Source organism: Scytonema sp. PRP1, from assembly GCF_036697665.2.
Lineage (GTDB): Bacteria > Cyanobacteriota > Cyanobacteriia > Cyanobacteriales > Nostocaceae > Kalymmatonema > Kalymmatonema gypsitolerans.
Genome location: NZ_JBAHYJ020000012.1, coordinates 18,186 through 33,864, shown reverse-complemented (window position 1 = coordinate 33,864; position 15,679 = coordinate 18,186). Strand labels below are relative to the sequence as shown.

General features: G+C 44.6%; 14 protein-coding genes and 1 pseudogene. 10 read left to right on the top strand and 5 right to left on the bottom strand.

Going from position 1 to position 15,679, the window contains the following annotated elements; translation table 11 throughout:
- Positions 1-229: 229 nt before the first annotated feature.
- Positions 230-1,999, bottom strand: coding sequence for a SpoIIE family protein phosphatase (locus V5G28_RS01390; protein ID WP_332992320.1), 1,770 nt, complete (start codon positions 1,997-1,999; stop codon positions 230-232).
- Positions 2,000-2,002: 3 nt separating this feature from the next.
- Positions 2,003-2,377, bottom strand: a complete 375-nt coding sequence (locus tag V5G28_RS01385) for a response regulator (protein ID WP_332992318.1) — start codon at positions 2,375-2,377, stop codon at positions 2,003-2,005.
- 260 nt (positions 2,378-2,637) lie between these two features.
- Between V5G28_RS01385 and V5G28_RS01380 the strand changes: the two genes are divergently transcribed.
- On the top strand, positions 2,638-3,189 hold the full coding sequence (locus V5G28_RS01380) for a heme NO-binding domain-containing protein (RefSeq protein WP_332992316.1): 552 nt from the start codon (positions 2,638-2,640) through the stop codon (positions 3,187-3,189).
- Complete coding sequence (locus tag V5G28_RS01375) at positions 3,155-5,308, top strand: response regulator (protein WP_332992314.1); 2,154 nt, start codon at positions 3,155-3,157, stop codon at positions 5,306-5,308. The genes V5G28_RS01380 and V5G28_RS01375 overlap by 35 nt, the downstream gene beginning before the upstream one ends.
- Positions 5,309-5,576: 268 nt before the next feature.
- Here the strand turns inward: V5G28_RS01375 and V5G28_RS01370 are convergent.
- A pseudogene (locus V5G28_RS01370) lies at positions 5,577-5,741 on the bottom strand (IS200/IS605 family transposase); the annotation flags it as partial.
- Between the two features lie 137 nt (positions 5,742-5,878).
- Between V5G28_RS01370 and V5G28_RS01365 the strand changes: the two are divergent.
- The 6 genes from V5G28_RS01365 to V5G28_RS01340 all read left to right on the top strand — a co-directional run bounded on the left by V5G28_RS01365 (position 5,879) and on the right by V5G28_RS01340 (position 11,673).
- Positions 5,879-6,484, top strand: a complete 606-nt coding sequence (locus V5G28_RS01365; protein WP_336229436.1) for a slr1658 superfamily regulator — start codon at positions 5,879-5,881, stop codon at positions 6,482-6,484.
- A 28-nt stretch (positions 6,485-6,512) separates the two neighbouring features.
- A complete protein-coding gene (locus V5G28_RS01360; protein WP_332992311.1) occupies positions 6,513-6,875 on the top strand; it encodes a SiaC family regulatory phosphoprotein in 363 nt (120 codons plus the stop codon).
- A 167-nt stretch (positions 6,876-7,042) separates the two neighbouring features.
- Entirely contained in the window at positions 7,043-8,239 is a 1,197-nt protein-coding gene (locus V5G28_RS01355) for a PAS domain-containing protein (RefSeq protein WP_332992309.1), read from the top strand.
- A gap of 136 nt (positions 8,240-8,375) precedes the next feature.
- Entirely contained in the window at positions 8,376-9,131 is a 756-nt protein-coding gene (locus V5G28_RS01350) for a MinD/ParA family ATP-binding protein (RefSeq protein WP_332992307.1), read from the top strand.
- A gap of 87 nt (positions 9,132-9,218) precedes the next feature.
- Positions 9,219-11,093, top strand: coding sequence for a 4Fe-4S binding protein (locus V5G28_RS01345; protein ID WP_332992305.1), 1,875 nt, complete (start codon positions 9,219-9,221; stop codon positions 11,091-11,093).
- 283 nt (positions 11,094-11,376) lie between these two features.
- Entirely contained in the window at positions 11,377-11,673 is a 297-nt protein-coding gene (locus V5G28_RS01340; protein ID WP_332992303.1) for a cyclic nucleotide-binding domain-containing protein, read from the top strand.
- Positions 11,674-11,719: 46 nt separating this feature from the next.
- Here V5G28_RS01340 and V5G28_RS01335 read toward each other — a convergent pair whose 3' ends face one another.
- Both V5G28_RS01335 and V5G28_RS01330 read right to left on the bottom strand, forming a co-directional pair.
- Entirely contained in the window at positions 11,720-12,223 is a 504-nt protein-coding gene (locus tag V5G28_RS01335; protein WP_332992301.1) for a 2TM domain-containing protein, read from the bottom strand.
- 663 nt (positions 12,224-12,886) lie between these two features.
- A complete protein-coding gene (locus V5G28_RS01330; RefSeq protein WP_332992297.1) occupies positions 12,887-13,690 on the bottom strand; it encodes a creatininase family protein in 804 nt (267 codons plus the stop codon).
- A 356-nt stretch (positions 13,691-14,046) separates the two neighbouring features.
- Here V5G28_RS01330 and V5G28_RS01325 point away from each other — a divergent pair, with 356 nt between their 5' ends.
- Together V5G28_RS01325 and V5G28_RS01320 are read left to right on the top strand one after the other, a co-directional pair.
- Positions 14,047-14,766 carry a hypothetical protein gene (locus V5G28_RS01325; RefSeq protein WP_332992295.1) on the top strand — a complete coding sequence of 240 codons (720 nt, stop codon included), beginning with the start codon at positions 14,047-14,049 and terminating at the stop codon, positions 14,764-14,766.
- A gap of 26 nt (positions 14,767-14,792) precedes the next feature.
- Positions 14,793-15,290, top strand: coding sequence for a hypothetical protein (locus V5G28_RS01320; RefSeq protein WP_096563901.1), 498 nt, complete (start codon positions 14,793-14,795; stop codon positions 15,288-15,290).
- The last annotated feature ends 389 nt before the right edge of the window (positions 15,291-15,679 follow it).

The following is a 15,679-nucleotide window of genomic DNA, read 5'->3' as shown; positions in this document are numbered from 1 at the left end:
CTTTGAAAATCTAGCTTGTTACGAATTGTAGTATGGCACAACGAAAGTATAGCGGTTGACAGACGCAAGCGCTTTCTGGTGCCTAGAAATTTCGGTAATGTATGTAAGTTTACGACAGATCAGCTAAAACACCATTGCATACTTTCTCGTGAGGATTGTCAAGAGTCAGCAGTAAGTTTTGATTTTTGACTCTTGACCAACCATTTTAGTTGGACGCAGGGGCAGGCGACTAAGTGCGCTGTTTAAGAACTAGCAAAGTGAGGTCATCACAAACACAATGGCTTCCAATGTGACGCCGAACATCCTCAATGACAAGCTGACGAATATCTTCAGCTGAGCGGTGGCAGTGTTGTTGCACCACATTACAAAGCCGTTCTAAACCATATAGCAAACCTGCAGAATTTCTGGCTTCTGTAACACCATCGGTATAAAGTACCACAACATCGCCAGGATTCAAGTGAATCTGCGCTTGATCAATGAATGGTTCTATGTTAGGTTCTAGTCCAACCCAAAAGCCTAAGTCAATTGTGTCAACTCGCTCAACCTGACCATTCGTGCGAGCAACGATGATTTCTTCATGTTGACCACTACAGCACAAGGTTCGATTCTGATAATCTAGCAAGGTCAGCGTCAGGATTTTGGTTGAGTCCATTCGCTGCACATTATCGTAAATAACCCGGTTTAATACCTGCAAAAACTGATGTGGATCTGTGAGATTGCTTTCTAGTAAAGTCCGAATTGCCGTTTGGACCATAATCACCAATACACCACTTTCCAATCCATGACCGCAGACATCGCCGATTCCGATTTTAATCTGACCGTTACGAGTTAACACGTCATAGTAATCCCCACCGACTTCTGCTGCTGGCTCCATAAATCCTGCAATCTCTAACTCATCGATCTGAGCGAGTTCTTGGTCTTTCGGCAGCATCATCTGCTGAAGTTTACGGGCAATATTTAGTTCAGCATTCAGGCGGAGGTTTTCAGCCTTGAGGCTTTCGTTCAGTTTGACAATTTTTCGATTGGCGGCGGCTAACTGCTCTAGGTATTGAACCTCCTGATCCCGCAACCGCTTCTTCTCCAAAGAAGCTCCAACTCTTGCCTGAAGTAGCACCGGATTGAAAGGTTTTGGTAAGTAATCTTCTGCTCCCATCTCGATGCATTTGACCACGCTGTCAATTTCATCTAAAGCTGAAATCATCACAACCGGAATGTACCGCCACTGCTCATGCGATTTCAGATGTTGCAAAACTTGATAGCCATTCATCTCAGGCATGATAATGTCAAGCAGAATCAAATCATATGATTCAGCTCTCAACTTCTCAAGGGCTTTCTGCCCGTTAGTCGCCGTAGCTGTAGCATAGCCCTGCCGTTCTAGCTGTCGGGAGAGCAAATCACAGTTCATGCCATTATCATCTACGACTAGAATTTTTCCTTGATAAGAAACACTCGGGCGATCGCTCTTTTGTTCTAATGAACGAATCGTATTGACAACTTCCTGCATCGTCGAAGCTGTACTGGAAAGAGGGAGGTGAGTTGGTGTTTGACTTGAATTATCTGCCGTAAGCTGCTCTTGCGAAAAATTAACATTTTCATTGATCAGCATCAGTAAGGATTGAGCAGCCGTGTGAATTTTGGTTAAATCTGGGATCGGGTGAGGAACAGCCTCTTTCAGCAATCGCTCACAGTGATTAATCACCACATTAACTGGGGTCAACAATTCAGCCTGAATAGTATGGCTTAACTCATTTAGATCTACTGAATTCTCTTCTAATTTAACGGGATTGAGAATCGTGTTGATGAGATAGAGCAGCTGTTGACTGCACGTATGGATTTGCTGCAAATCATCTTTAAGATTCGTCTCCTCTAATTCTTCTAACAGCATTTCGCTGTAGCCAATGATGGCATTCATTGGCGTCCTAAGTTCATGCCGTAGGTTCGCCAGGAAGGCACTTTGGGCTGCAGTATCTAGCGGTTGGAAAGCGCGATCGTCACTCATGACTCATGGCGTGATTGAGGGCAACAGTGCTTCGATTTTGCCAAGCAAGCGAGGCAAGTCAACAGGTTTTGTATCATAATCATCGCATCCAGCTTCTAAAGCTCTTTCGCGATCGCTAGACATAGCATGGGCAGTTAAAGCAATCACAGGAATGTCTTTAGTTGCAGGATGCGCCTTAATTCTGCGAGTCGCCTCGATTCCATCCATGAGGGGTAGGCTCATATCCATCAAAATCAAGTCTGGGGCTTCAGAGATTGCCATCGACACACCTTCAGCCCCATCTATGGCGATCGCCACATCAAAATTTCTGCGCTGAAGCCTGCGACACATCATGTCCCGATTCATCTCGTTATCTTCAACTAACAGAATCTTGGGCATTCAGGTTTTTCTCCCCTTTATTAAAGAAAGCTTGCAGACTGAGGTAGAAGTGCTTGGGAGCGTCAAAAAATAATAGAAGGTTAGCAGGTCGGCAGGAGTAAGGCAGCCTGAGTGGCTTTGATAATGGTGTTACGGGGCGACAGACCGTTCAAGATAATATAGGGGAAATTCTCTTTCTATTTTATGTTCTCCCATAACATATGCAAATAATATTAACAACATAGCATTTACAAATAGTACTAACAACTAAGGTAGTTTTTATGTACGGTCTAGTGAATAAAGCAATCCGCGATATGGTGTGTGAGAAATTTGGGGAAGATACCTGGGAAACGATCAGGCAAAAGGCTGAGGTGGAAGTTGACACGTTTATAGGTATGGAGGCTTACCCAGATGACATCACTCACAGATTGGTAAAAGCAGCGAGTGAAGTTTTGGCAATGCCGCCTCCAGAAATTCTTAAAGCCTTCGGCGAATATTGGGTAATTTATACAGCAGAAGAAGGTTACGGAGAGATGATGGACATGGCTGGAGACAACCTGCCAGATTTTCTTCAGAACCTAGACAATCTTCATGCTCGGGTTGGTGTGAGTTTTCCACAGCTCAAGCCACCTTCATTTGAATGCACCGATGTAGCCGAGGAGTCTATGAACTTACATTACCGTTCTAGCCGGCAAGGGCTGGCTCCAATGGTGTTTGGCTTGGTGGGGGGCTTGGGAAAACGATTTAATGTTGAGGTTGATATCACACAGCTTAGAAGTCGGGAAGAGGGAGCAGAGCATGATGAGTTCTCAATCAAATACAAACCCGAATAACAGTAGTGAGATTCCTGCCAATCTCACCCTTCCTCCTCATCTGTTAACCCAGGTGTTCCCGTTTCACCTCGTTATTAACCGGGAGATGCAAATTGTACAGATAGGTAACGTTTTACAGCGCCTTCAGCCTCAAATTTTAGGCAGTCGGCTTGAGCAACAGTTTCAGATCGAGCGCCCGAAAATTAAATTTGATTTTGCTGCCATCATCAAGCAAACTCGTTCTCTATTTCTATTGAAGTCTGTATCCAGTGGAATGCAGCTACAGGGTCAGATGGTTTATGTTGAATCATTGGAAGCGATCTTCTACCTTTGTTCGCCTGTCGTTCCTGATGTCGCTGTTCTCAAACCTCTGGGAATTACGTTCAAGGACTTTCCAATTCACGATCGCATCGTTGACTTTCTCTTCCAACTGCAAGCACAGAACACAGCACTGTCCGAAGCCAGAAAGTTGACAACCGAACTGACTCAGCAACGGGCAGATTTGCGAGAGGCTTTACAAGTTCAAGCGGAACTTGCTACCACCGCTACCAGACAAGCCGAAGAACTAAAACGTATTTTAGAGGATTTGGAGAAGGCTAAAGAAGCCGCAGAAGCCGCTAATCGCGCTAAAAGCACATTTCTAGCGAATATGAGTCACGAATTGCGGACTCCGCTCAATGCGATTATTGGTTACAGTGAGATGTTGCAGGAGGAAATGGAAGATCTAGGCACTGATGACCTAATTCCTGACATCCAGAAAATTCACACAGCAGGCAAACACTTACTGGGGTTAATCAACGATATCCTTGACATTTCCAAGATTGAAGCAGGTCGAATGGATCTATATCTTGAGACGTTCGACATTACTACTATGGTGAATGATGTCGTAGCAACCGTCTACCCATTACTAGAGAAAAATGCCAATCACTTAACAGTTAATTGTCCAGAGAATATCGGCATCATGCACGCGGATGTCACTAAGCTTCGCCAGAGTTTGTTCAATCTCCTGAGTAATGCTGGCAAATTTACTGATCGAGGCACTGTGACGCTAACGGTTAGCCGCGATGTTGATAATGACAACGAGTGGATTCGCTTTCAAGTCAGCGATACTGGAATTGGCATGAGTGCTGAGCAACAGAAAAAAGTGTTTGAGCCGTTCACACAAGCAGATGCCTCCACTACTCGTAAATATGGTGGTACGGGATTAGGGCTTACCATTACCAAAAAATGTTGCCAATTGATGAAAGGTGACATCACCGTGGCAAGTGAAGTGGACAAAGGCAGCACGTTTATTATTGAGTTGCCTGCTATCGTGGAGATTGTTAAAGAAAAGTCAACCAGCCAGAGTACAGTTCTCCCAGAGTTGCCATCACACAATAGGAACACGGTACTCGTGATTGATGACGATCCGATTGCCCGTGACTTAATAGAGCGGTTTCTGAGTAAAGAAGGGTTTTACGTGCTGAAGGCAGCGAGTGGCAAACAAGGACTGGAATTAGCCAAACAGGTGCGCCCCAATGTGATTCTGCTGGATGTCATGATGCCACAGATGGATGGCTGGTCGGTGTTGAGTGCTATCAAAACACAGCCCGAACTCGTCAATATTCCTGTGGTAATGGTCACTATCGTCAGCGAGAAAAATAAGGGCTATGCCCTTGGTGTTTCTGATTATTTGCTCAAACCAATCGACCGAGAGCAGTTGGTCGTAGTACTGCAAAAGTACACGTCAAACAAAGTTCCTAATACTGTACTCGTAGTCGAGGATGACACAATGACTCGTCAAATGCTGCGTCGGCAACTGGAGAAAGAGGGCTGGCAAGTTACTGAAGCGACCAATGGGCGCACTGCTCTCTCTAGCATCACAACCAATCAACCAGCATTGATCGTATTAGATTTAATGATGCCAGAAATGGATGGCTTTGAATTCGTTAGCGAGTTGCGTAAACATCCCCAGTGGGGAACGATTCCGATTGTTGTGACAACTGCAAAACAGCTTACACCAGAGGACTGTCAGCAGTTAAACGGAAATGTGGAGAAGATCTTTCAAAAAGGTTCTTACGACCATAAAACTTTCTTAACTTACGTACGTCATCTGATTTCAGAGGCGCTGATTCAGCACAACGGCAGGACGTGTTACTAAGTAGTCAAATCATTGTATCCGTACCTTTCCCATTGATGAAAGCAATAAATAAAAAGCCCCTGCGTTACGGACAGGAGCTGCCTGACAATCTTATCCCAGATACTATTGCAACAAACTCTGAGGTTTTTCTGAGGTTTTAGCTAAAGCAGCAAGAAGCCTCACGCCTACGCGATAGGGAGGCGTTGAGATGAATTGCGAGTGAGTTGACGACAGTCTCCCTCCCTCGCTGTCGCATTGGTCGGGAGACATGGAGGAAACGAACTTCAGATTAATCTTCTGGTTGATTTTGTCCTTCAATATATTTTCGCAGCGTGGACACGGTAACTCCGCCACAACTTGCAACAAAGTAAGAACCGTTCCAAAAAACATTTTTGTTGTAAATTTTCTCTAAATGCTCTGTAAATTCTTGACGCAACTTTCTAGAAGATATAGTTATGCGATTGCGCAGTACCCTTTGGGCGATCGCTTTCCCAGAAATTATGTTTTCTACCACCACTTCCCAAAACTTTTTAAGTAGCATTACTTATTGACAAAGAGACTAGTTTTAACTTATTCAGGGACGATACGATTATGCTAAAGAACAGAGATTCAAGCAATATGTCTCAAACCTTTGGAAATTTCGTTGAGGATGAATCGTCTAGTCCAGAGTATTTAGTGATAGGGTTTTCATCCAATTCGATTCCCTTGAAGCAACTGTGGCGAAACAATGGATTATCTGCCAGCTTTGTTGCCGACTTTTTGATTCCCTTTTTTCCTGTCGTTGAAGATGAGCCAGATGCCCTGAAGCAGCGCAATAAGGTGATTGGTGCTGTGCGCTATATTACAAACGAACTGTTAGAAAATGCCATGAAGTTTAGCGATGAAACCTCACAGTATCCCATCAGTATCAAGCTTGATTTAAGGCGCGATCGCCTTGTTTTTCGGACAACCAATGCCATCGAGCCGCAACAAATTTCATCATTTCAAGCTTTGATTCAAGATCTGCTCAGTTGTGACCCCAACGAGCGATTTATCTATCAATTGGAGAAAAACACACAAGAAGGTTGTAGCAGTTCTGGGCTGGGCTTGCTGACGATTATGAATGACTATGCGGGAATACTGGGCTGGAAATTTGAGACAATTCAGCAAGACCTTCCTATTGCAACAGTCACGACGACAGTGCAGTTACCGCTATAACGTATGTATAAGTGGACGACTGAAAACTATGACAGAATCGGCTGAACTTGAAATCAGAGATGATGAATACCGTGTTCGTTACAATTCAGAGACGCAGACTGTGACGTTTCAAGGAGAGCTTCAGCTTAACGGCATGGAGGAGTATGCTCCGATTGTAATGCTACTCGATAAAGTTGTGAATCAAGAGCCGTCTGTTTTAACTCTGGATTTACGGAAGCTAGAGTTTTTAAATAGTTCTGGTATAAATGTTTTGCTCAGCCTAGTAATTAAAGTGCGTAATAAACAAACGATTCAGCTGGTTGTCGAAGGTTCAGAAACGGTATCTTGGCAAAGTCGATCGCTCAACAACATTCGACGGCTCATGCCGACAGCACAGCTTAATATTGCTTAAGCTGATTTGCTCAATGCCTTATTGATGTAAGCTGTTACGCCTACAAGTTGCACAATTGAGAGTGAGAGAGTAAGGGAAGGCGAGAGTGAGCGAAAGGATTTGACGGTTTTCTTTAAAGTTAAAAAAATGCATTTTATAAACGCAACAGCTTAGTATTGTTCAATAATATGAATCAAGACTTTTTGCCTGAAGGAGAAATTGAATCCCTTACGGCTCAAGTGAACCGCAGACAACAGTTGTTTGGTGAGGTTGAGCAACTGAATTTGGCGATCGCCCAGATGAGCCATAGACTAGAGACTTTACAGAGGGAAAAGAACGATTTAGAGATTTTACTGCAAGCCGCCACAGAACACGGCGATCAACTCTTAAGCGATTTGCAACGGCAAAAAGGCGATCTAAAAATTCTGTTAGAAGCGACTACTGAGCATTCTGATTCCCTCGCTCTGGAGTTGAAACACCAGGCACAGGAAGAGCGACGGCAACGAGAGGAACAGTTTCAATTGATTACGGAAGCAACTCCTGTAGGGCTGGCAATTACTGAGCTTACCAGTAGCCAATTTTTGTATGTCAATGAGCAAATGGGAGCGCTATTAGGGCTTTCGGCTCAAGCTTTGCTAAAGTGCCAAGCATCTGAGTTTTACATGAATGTGAGCGATCGCCAGCAAGCTATATCTGAACTGACAAGTAAGGGACAATTTCAAGGAGAAGTGCAATTTCGACGAGCGGATGGAACCCTGTTTTGGGGATTGCTCTCGTTGCGTCCCTTTCGGTTTCAAGGCGCAAATACCCTGCTAATTGCCCTTTATGACATTGATGCTCGCAAGCAAGCTGAAGAAGCCCTGCGTCTAGCGGAAGCCAAGTATCGCGGCATTTTTGAACATGCGGTTGAGGGCATTTTTCGCTCGAGTCCCGATGGGCAATACATTGAGGTCAATCCCGCGATGGCAGCCATGTTTGGCTATGAGTCCCCTGAAGCCATGACGCAGCAAATCGCCGATTTATCGCAGCAAATTTATGCAAACCAGGGCGATCGCGATACCTTCAAGCGCCTGATGGCAGAACAGGATGAAATCAAAGATTTTGAATATCAGGCATATCGACAAGACGGCAGTTTATTTTGGGTGTCACAGTGGGCAAGATCTGTGCGCGATGCTCAAGGGCGTTTGCTTTACTATGAAGGCAGCTGCGTTGATGTGACGAAGCGTAAACAAGAAGAAGCTGCTCTCAAGCAACAGTTGCAGGAACTGAAAACTGAAATCGATCAAACAAGGCGAGCGCGTGAAGTGGCTGCCATTACTGAAACAGACTACTTTCAACAGCTACTAGAGGAGGCAGATAGTTTACGCTTGCATGAAGAGCTTTAGTATCGATTCGATTGTCATGCCTCAAATTATTACATATCTGCGATATGATGAGATCCGGCTTAAACTCTTCTTAAAGAGGGAAGCATAGGATATACAGATCTGCTATAAAACCGATCAAATCGATCCAAGATGGTAAATGGCAAAAATTGTTTCCATTCATTCGTTCCGAGGTGGCACAGGAAAATCCAACACAACCGCTAACTTAGCAACCACGATCGCGGCTGCGGGTCATCGAGTTGCTGTCATTGACACAGATATTCAATCACCTGGAATTCATGTGTTGTTTGGCATGGCAGAGAAACCACTCAACCATACGCTGAATGATTATCTCTGGGGAAATTGTGCGATCGCTCAAACGGCGCATGATGTCAGTCCGGATGCAGTGAAACAGGCGAACGGTAGCGTGTTTCTGATTCCATCCAGCAGCGAAGCCGGAGATATCACCCGCGTGCTGAAAGAGGGCTATGATGTGCGGTTGCTCCGCAACGGATTGCGTGACTTAGTGAAGGATCTGAACCTGGATTATGTCTTTGTAGACACTCATCCTGGTTTGAATGAAGAAACATTGCTATCTATTGCCATTTCCAATGTTTTGCTGGTAATATTGCGTCCTGATCGCCAGGATTTTCAAGGAACGGTAGTCACTGTTGATTTAGCGCGTAAGCTGCGAGTTCCTAAAATGTTGATTGTCGTGAATCGAGTGCTGCAAAACTCAGATGCCCAGGAAATCCGGCGGCAAGTTGAAGCGAAATACGAAGTGCCCGTGGCAGGCGTTCTGCCCAATTGTGACGAAATGATGCAACTTGCCAGTAGCGATATCTTTTGTTTGCAGTATGTTAATCATCCCCTAACTCAAGTGATTCAGCAGATCGCCAATCAGGTGATGAGCTGACTTTACTGATTGCGTTGATTTTTCTGCAAGCACGGCAATGAGGCTGGAATTCCAGCCCAAGCACTTCCTTAAACACGGCTTTGAACCATGTTTGCTAACACGTCCGAAAAGCTAATGCACCGAGTCAGATGGTCAATGGCGCTGGCTTGGTTATTGCTCATCGCATCGCTGTTCTATGACCCCATTTCTCCCTGGCTCACCGATCCCAACCATCTGGGACTGCTCCAGATTCACTCAGATGATTGTGTGATGGTGCAGGGCGAGTGTTTAGAGAAAACCCCTTATGCTTTAGGAGCACCCATCTTTTGGGGAGCGATTATTCCCCTGGCGATCGCCATTCTGCTGATATTTGGGCATGAACTCTGGCGACGGATTTGTCCCTTGTCCTTTTTCTCTCAAATTCCTCGCGCGTTGGGACGGCAGCGACAACAGCGACGCAGCGATCCAAAAACGGGCAAAGTTCGCTATGAATTAGCCAAAATCCCGAAGCAGTCCTGGTTAGCTCGCTATCATCTCTACTTACAATTCGGATTATTGTACTTGGGGCTGTGCAGCCGCATTCTCTTTATTAATGCAAATCGGCTCGCACTCGCGATATGTTTGATTTCGATCATTCTAGCTGCAATCCTGGTAGGCTATCTTTATGGTGGCAAATCTTGGTGTCAATATTTCTGCCCAATGGCTCCCGTTCAAAGCATTTATGCTGAACCACGGGGATTACTCACCAGCACAGCCCATGAAAATGATCGCCAGATGATCACGCAATCCATGTGCCGCAGCGTCACCCAAGATGGAAAAGAGCAGAGCGCTTGTGTGGCTTGTCAAAGTCCCTGTATTGATATTGATGCTGAACGCGCTTATTGGCAACGCATTACCACTCCTGAACAACAGCAACTTTACTATGGCTATGTGGGGCTTGTCATTGGTTACTTTACCTACTACTACCTGTATGCAGGCAACTGGAATTACTACTTCTCAGGGGCTTGGGCATACCAGAACAATCAACTCGCCACATTGTTCAGCCCCGGATTTTATTTGTTTGGTCAGGCGATCGCAATTCCCAAGCTGCTAGCCGTGCCTCTAACGTTGGGTGCTTTTACAATTGTGGGCTACTGGTTAGGACGGAAGTTAGAGAAACACTACAAAGCATATTTATTACGTCGGCAGCAATTTCTCAGCCAGGAACAGGTGCGGCATCGAATGTTTACTCTCTGCACCTTTGTGGTCTTCAATTTCTTTTTCATATTCGGCGGACGTCCCTTCATTCTGTTGCTGCCCGTTCCCATCCAATACCTTTATACAATTGGTCTTGCCATTGTCAGCACGCTGTGGCTGGCTCGTACCTGGGAACGAAGTTCCAACCGATATTCCCACGAAAGCCTTGCCCATCGTTTGCGGAAGCAGTTGAGTCACCTGAAACTGGACGTATCTCGCTTTCTAGAAGGGCGATCGCTAGACGACCTTAATGCAGAGGAGATTTATGTGTTGGCAAAGGTTCTACCTGATTTTACGAAGGAGAAGCGCCTACACGCCTACAAACAAGTTCTGCAAGACTCCATTGAGCAAGGATATGTCAATGTCAGCAGTTTAGAAGTGCTTCAACATCTGCGCCGTGAACTTGCCATTAGCGACGACGAGCATCACAAAGTTTTGGTCGATTTGGGCATTGAGAATCCAGATTTACTTGATCCCAACAAACAGCGTAGCCACGAAGACTGGTTACGACTCGAAAGCTATCGTGAGATTCTAGAAACAACGCTAAACCTGTGGCAACGTCGTCCGGCTAGAGGGCTAGGAGCGGATTTGCTCGATGTAGTGGGGGGTAGACGATCGCTCGATTCCATTGAAGATTTATCGCTTGAGAATACTCCTAGGAATAAAGAATTTCTACAAACCCTCAAACGAGAATATGCCATCACTGCTGAAGAGGAAGAACAAATTTTGAAGTTTTTGGACAAATAGATGTGGAAGCAGGGCAATTCTTATTTCGTCAAGGTGAGCAGGCTGACTCCCTGTTCATAATCGAGTCATATCAGGTTCGGTTGATTACTTATCATTCCTAAAGAACCCCACCCCGCAATCATCTGCGCTTAGGCTCCCTGCCCCTAATCCCCAGAGGGGACCCCGAGTTCCCCGCATGCGGGGAGGGGATAAAGGGGAGCCAGCGCTGCAGGAGGGTTTCCCGACCTAGGCGACTGGCGTGTGGGGTGCAGTCAACGTGGAAATCATAACTAATTAGCCGAACATGATATCAGGACAAGTCTCAATTTTGCTAACACGAGACAGCCACCAAGACTTGAGAGTGCAGACGATCGGATCGGGCAGCTTGGTTGGAGAAATGGATATGTTTCTAAAACAACCTCATCCAATGTCAGCTAAAGCAGATGTTTCCAGTACCGTATACTGCCTCTCAAGTAAGGCACTCAGTCAGATGCAGCGAGAAGCACCCCAAGCGGCGATCGCTTTTCAAGAAGCAATTAATTCTTTATTGGCTGAGCGGTTATCTCAAACGTATCAGGAAATTGATCGACTATTGCATTAGAAGTGCATTGAGTACAGGTACAGTGCGGGGCTTCTGTCGGAACGAGCTAAATCTGCCACGCCTTGAGCCATTTATTCACAACTGTGTTGAAGAATTTTTTCACCTGATGCTGGCGACGCCACCTGTGGAAAGCAAGTTCGTATTCTTCGCCTTTAGTTTGAAAAGTATTCCAACCATCAAGACCGGCTGCCAAGCCACAGCAAAGTAAAATATATAGTGACCAGGAAAGACCGCCCCCACTGAGTAGATCTAGGGACAGCAAAAAGGCATTAACAATTGCATAATTGCCAAAACGCTTCTTGAACCTACCTTGACGATGAGCGTTAAAAGCTTGCCGTTGTTGTATTTCTCCCAGTTGTTCCAGCCAGTCTCGTTCGGCTTGTTTGAGTGTCTCTGGGGAAATTTCCAATTCTGCGGCAATTTCTAGCAATTGCTCGTAGGAAAATTCTTTGTCTTTGTCGTCAGCTTGACGGGCGATCGCCAGATGGAGAATTTGCTGTATATCTTCTTGGCTGTAAGTCCTTGTCACTCTAGTCTCAAAAGCCGCCATAATTCTGTTTCTTTTATTTTTTTCAATAAAAAGTTCTGTTTTGATGCATTGCCACTGTGCGATGCCACCAGCAATGTTGCTACTATTTTTAGACTAGCAAATTATAGCTAATGATGTGGGTCGTGGGTTATTGGTCAGGGCTTAAGCTGTGGCGTTCTGTGTTTCTTTGGCGTCGTGCCATAGATTTATCGTTAAACTATTCTAGCTCACAACGCTTATCTAATTTCCTCGCTTAAGCTATTGTGCCTTTAAGAAAGCACAATTTGGGCGGGCAGGATGCCCACCCCACAAGAATTTCATTTAAATATGCTATGCAAATTATAGGATTGTTAGCTTGAATCCCACGGATTCCATCTGTGAGGAGCCAACTGTGTTCTGCCCAAGCTGAGTTCTTCTTACAAAATTTCATGAACTGAGTGATAAGAAAAACCCCGCCCAATCATTTGACAGTGCGGGGAGTGCTGTAATTGGTATCGCGACATCTACTTACTTCTCCGTTTCGGTTCATGAGTTTTACGCAGAATTTCCGATTTCTTTACAAAAATTCATCAATATGAGAAAACGATAGCGGGAACGAACCGATTCGCGCTCATAAAATTGGTAATAGTTATATGATGCGTTACGGCTTGCGCCTAACACATCCTACAAGAAATGTTTTCCAGCTTATTCAGGTTGTGGCTTTTGAAAAGCATACACATCTTTTATAACTTGTACCCAACCGTCAGACACAGATTCGAGAATGCGATCGCCCTTTTCCTTTGTTGCAACTGTGGGATCTCCTACCACTCCACTTTTGCTTAAATCCCGTGTCGCCCATCCAAAGGACAACTTTCCCTCGATACTCAGCAAACTTCCTTCTGGCTGTTCTGGGGGATACTCAGCAACAGCGGCATCCATCTTCACTTGTTCCGGTAAAATCGCCAGCATAATGCTAGTTTCAGCATCGCCTGCATGGATACCTAATTGTTTTTCCTTGGGCGTCAGTAATTCCCAGGTAATATGCGGCACTCGCCAGGTGAAGAGGGGAAACACTAAGAAGTCGCTGTACTTGATATGCAAATCCCGCGCCACAATCTCTATGACTTGGGGTTGTCCGCCGTGGGAGTTCATCAACACCAGTTTTCTAAACCCAGCACGGTACACACTTTCTGCAACTTCCATGAGAGTTGCGATGAGAGTTTCGGCGCTTAGAGTTATCGTACCAGGAAAGTGCCAGTGTTCGTTTGATTTACCGTAATAGAGATTTGGCAGGGCATATGCTGGAATGCTGGAGTCTAGCTTTTCCAAAGCTTTTCCCAGAACCGCCACACCAATTGCAGCATCCACAATTAACGGTAAATGGGGACCATGTTGTTCAATTGCTCCCACTGGTTGGATAATTACCACATTTTCCTTGTTTGGCATTGCTTGGATGTCAGTCCAAGTGAGGTAAGGAAAAAAGCGTTTTGGGGGGATAAAGCTGTGCATATATTTACCAAGGTTTGGATCACACCTTGCTGATTTTACAAAAGCCATGAGAACCAAAGCCAGATTTTCTAGTGTTTCATGTGATTAATGATGCAAAGTTTTCATCCTCATAAAAAATCCCAAGTTCGTCACACAGACGCGTATAGAGATTACCTTTGGGGAACGCTGCAACCGCTACACGCGCCGTTTCATCAGTCAAATGTTAAGTAATATTTCGCCAACAGTATCAGCAATAGCCAAATGGGAACCATAAGACAAAGAAGCTGATGTTTGTTTTGGTTTCAAGCTAATCAACGTATCATTATAATCTTTGTCAATTTATGAAATGTTTGTCCAAAGCGTTAATCGCAGGTTCAATGCTGGCTCTGACGCATTTGCTACCAGCTTTAGCAGTTCCAACAGCACCCGAATATACCCAAAGACGAATAACGCAAAATGTTTATGGAGCAGCTTTTACTTCAAGTGGATCTGTAGACCATCTTCAAAGCTCATCCGTAACACCATATCCTTTAAATAAGACGATGTGGTTAAATTTTCCTCCTCAGCCATCAAATCCTGCTGCATTTGAATGGGTAGAACTAGGTGGCGGAAAAGGTTTAACTGCAACTTCTATTGCTTTGCCAAATCCACAACTAAATGAACAATCATACTGGGCAGGGCATTATTTCACCTACCAAAGGTTTGATTCTAGTAGAAATAGATGGTATTACGAAGGTCGTATTGGCAGCGCAAATCCAACGGGTAGTCACAGGTATAAGTTAGAGCGGGTTTTGTCGGAAAATAACAAATGGTGTAGCTACGTAGATAATGTAGGCGCTTACTGCATTACAATTGCTGGAGCTAATAACTACAACAGTGCAGTAAATACAACTATCGGTATTGAATCTCAAGACAACCAGCACTCTTTTACCAATGGCACTGGAGCATCAAATATTTGGACATATCCAACCAACGCTACGGGATTTCAGATTTTTGGTGGTACAGCAGTCAATATAGATAACAACAATCGTGGATGGTATTCGCAATGGTTCCCTCTGCAAAATGGGAACAATGGTATAGGTTTCTACAATCAGTAGTTGGTAATACAAATCTTTCAAAATTTATGAATAAAACAGCAATTGTGATCGCCTTTGTAGCAGCTTTATCTATTCCTGGTGGTTTTCTATTAGCACAGCAAGCAAAAGAAAACCCACGTCCTGAAGAGTTGAATGTACCGGGTGAAATTGAAACATACTCTGGAGGTAAAGCCCCAGCTACTAACTATTTGTATCCTGACAACAGCACCAAATCTGAATCTCAACTTACCAAGAAAGAAAACGCTGTAGGACAACTCAAAAAAGGTTTGAATTTAAAGCAAACTAAGTTGATGAAGTATTCTCAATACCTGCAAAATAAGAAACAGCGCGGTGGCGATATTATTGAAAACTTGCAAATTCATCCGAACAGGTTGGTGTGGGTATCAGAAATTGACGCACCCGAAGGATTAGAAGTCCCACAGAAAAACGGCAATCCTGCTAAGTTCCGTAAGTCCGAAATCATAATAGTTACTGACGCGGAAACTGGAACGCAACTAAGCACTGACATTATCGAACAAATCTAAGCTAAGTGTGGTTTGTAGTGGTCTATCGCATCTGACTTTTCACGCCATATGGAAAATCCACGAAAAACCTAACCCCCTAGCCCCCTGACCTACAAGGGTTGGGGAAAAAATCAAGGTTCCTCTCTCCTACAAGGAGAGAGGTTTTCCTATTCAGAAGTGAAAAGTAAGGTCTATCGCATTTTTAAAGGCTTCGTAATGAGTGCTGTCTTCGCTCACAAACAGTCTAGGACTAAAGTCCTCACTACGAACTTATACAACCATCATAATTAATGCGATGAACCAGTAGTCAGAGCGTTAGTCCTCAATTTTGATATTTCTTAACTGACTACAGATCCCGCAAAGCTTGTCTGGGAAATGACTAAGTGTTGAACTTCTTTAAGCTATTTAAA

Excerpts from the sequence above, each read along its gene's own strand:
- V5G28_RS01390 (WP_332992320.1), bottom strand. The coding sequence starts at position 1,999 with ATGAGTGACGATCGCGCTTTCCAACCGCTAGATACTGCAGCCCAAAGT.
- V5G28_RS01385 (WP_332992318.1), bottom strand. The coding sequence starts at position 2,377 with ATGCCCAAGATTCTGTTAGTTGAAGATAACGAGATGAATCGGGACATG.
- V5G28_RS01380 (WP_332992316.1), top strand. The coding sequence starts at position 2,638 with ATGTACGGTCTAGTGAATAAAGCAATCCGCGATATGGTGTGTGAGAAA.
- V5G28_RS01375 (WP_332992314.1), top strand. The coding sequence starts at position 3,155 with ATGATGAGTTCTCAATCAAATACAAACCCGAATAACAGTAGTGAGATT.
- V5G28_RS01365 (WP_336229436.1), top strand. The coding sequence starts at position 5,879 with ATGCTAAAGAACAGAGATTCAAGCAATATGTCTCAAACCTTTGGAAAT.
- V5G28_RS01360 (WP_332992311.1), top strand. The coding sequence starts at position 6,513 with ATGACAGAATCGGCTGAACTTGAAATCAGAGATGATGAATACCGTGTT.
- V5G28_RS01355 (WP_332992309.1), top strand. The coding sequence starts at position 7,043 with ATGAATCAAGACTTTTTGCCTGAAGGAGAAATTGAATCCCTTACGGCT.
- V5G28_RS01350 (WP_332992307.1), top strand. The coding sequence starts at position 8,376 with ATGGCAAAAATTGTTTCCATTCATTCGTTCCGAGGTGGCACAGGAAAA.
- V5G28_RS01345 (WP_332992305.1), top strand. The coding sequence starts at position 9,219 with ATGTTTGCTAACACGTCCGAAAAGCTAATGCACCGAGTCAGATGGTCA.
- V5G28_RS01340 (WP_332992303.1), top strand. The coding sequence starts at position 11,377 with ATGATATCAGGACAAGTCTCAATTTTGCTAACACGAGACAGCCACCAA.
- V5G28_RS01335 (WP_332992301.1), bottom strand. The coding sequence starts at position 12,223 with ATGGCGGCTTTTGAGACTAGAGTGACAAGGACTTACAGCCAAGAAGAT.
- V5G28_RS01330 (WP_332992297.1), bottom strand. The coding sequence starts at position 13,690 with ATGCACAGCTTTATCCCCCCAAAACGCTTTTTTCCTTACCTCACTTGG.
- V5G28_RS01325 (WP_332992295.1), top strand. The coding sequence starts at position 14,047 with ATGCTGGCTCTGACGCATTTGCTACCAGCTTTAGCAGTTCCAACAGCA.
- V5G28_RS01320 (WP_096563901.1), top strand. The coding sequence starts at position 14,793 with ATGAATAAAACAGCAATTGTGATCGCCTTTGTAGCAGCTTTATCTATT.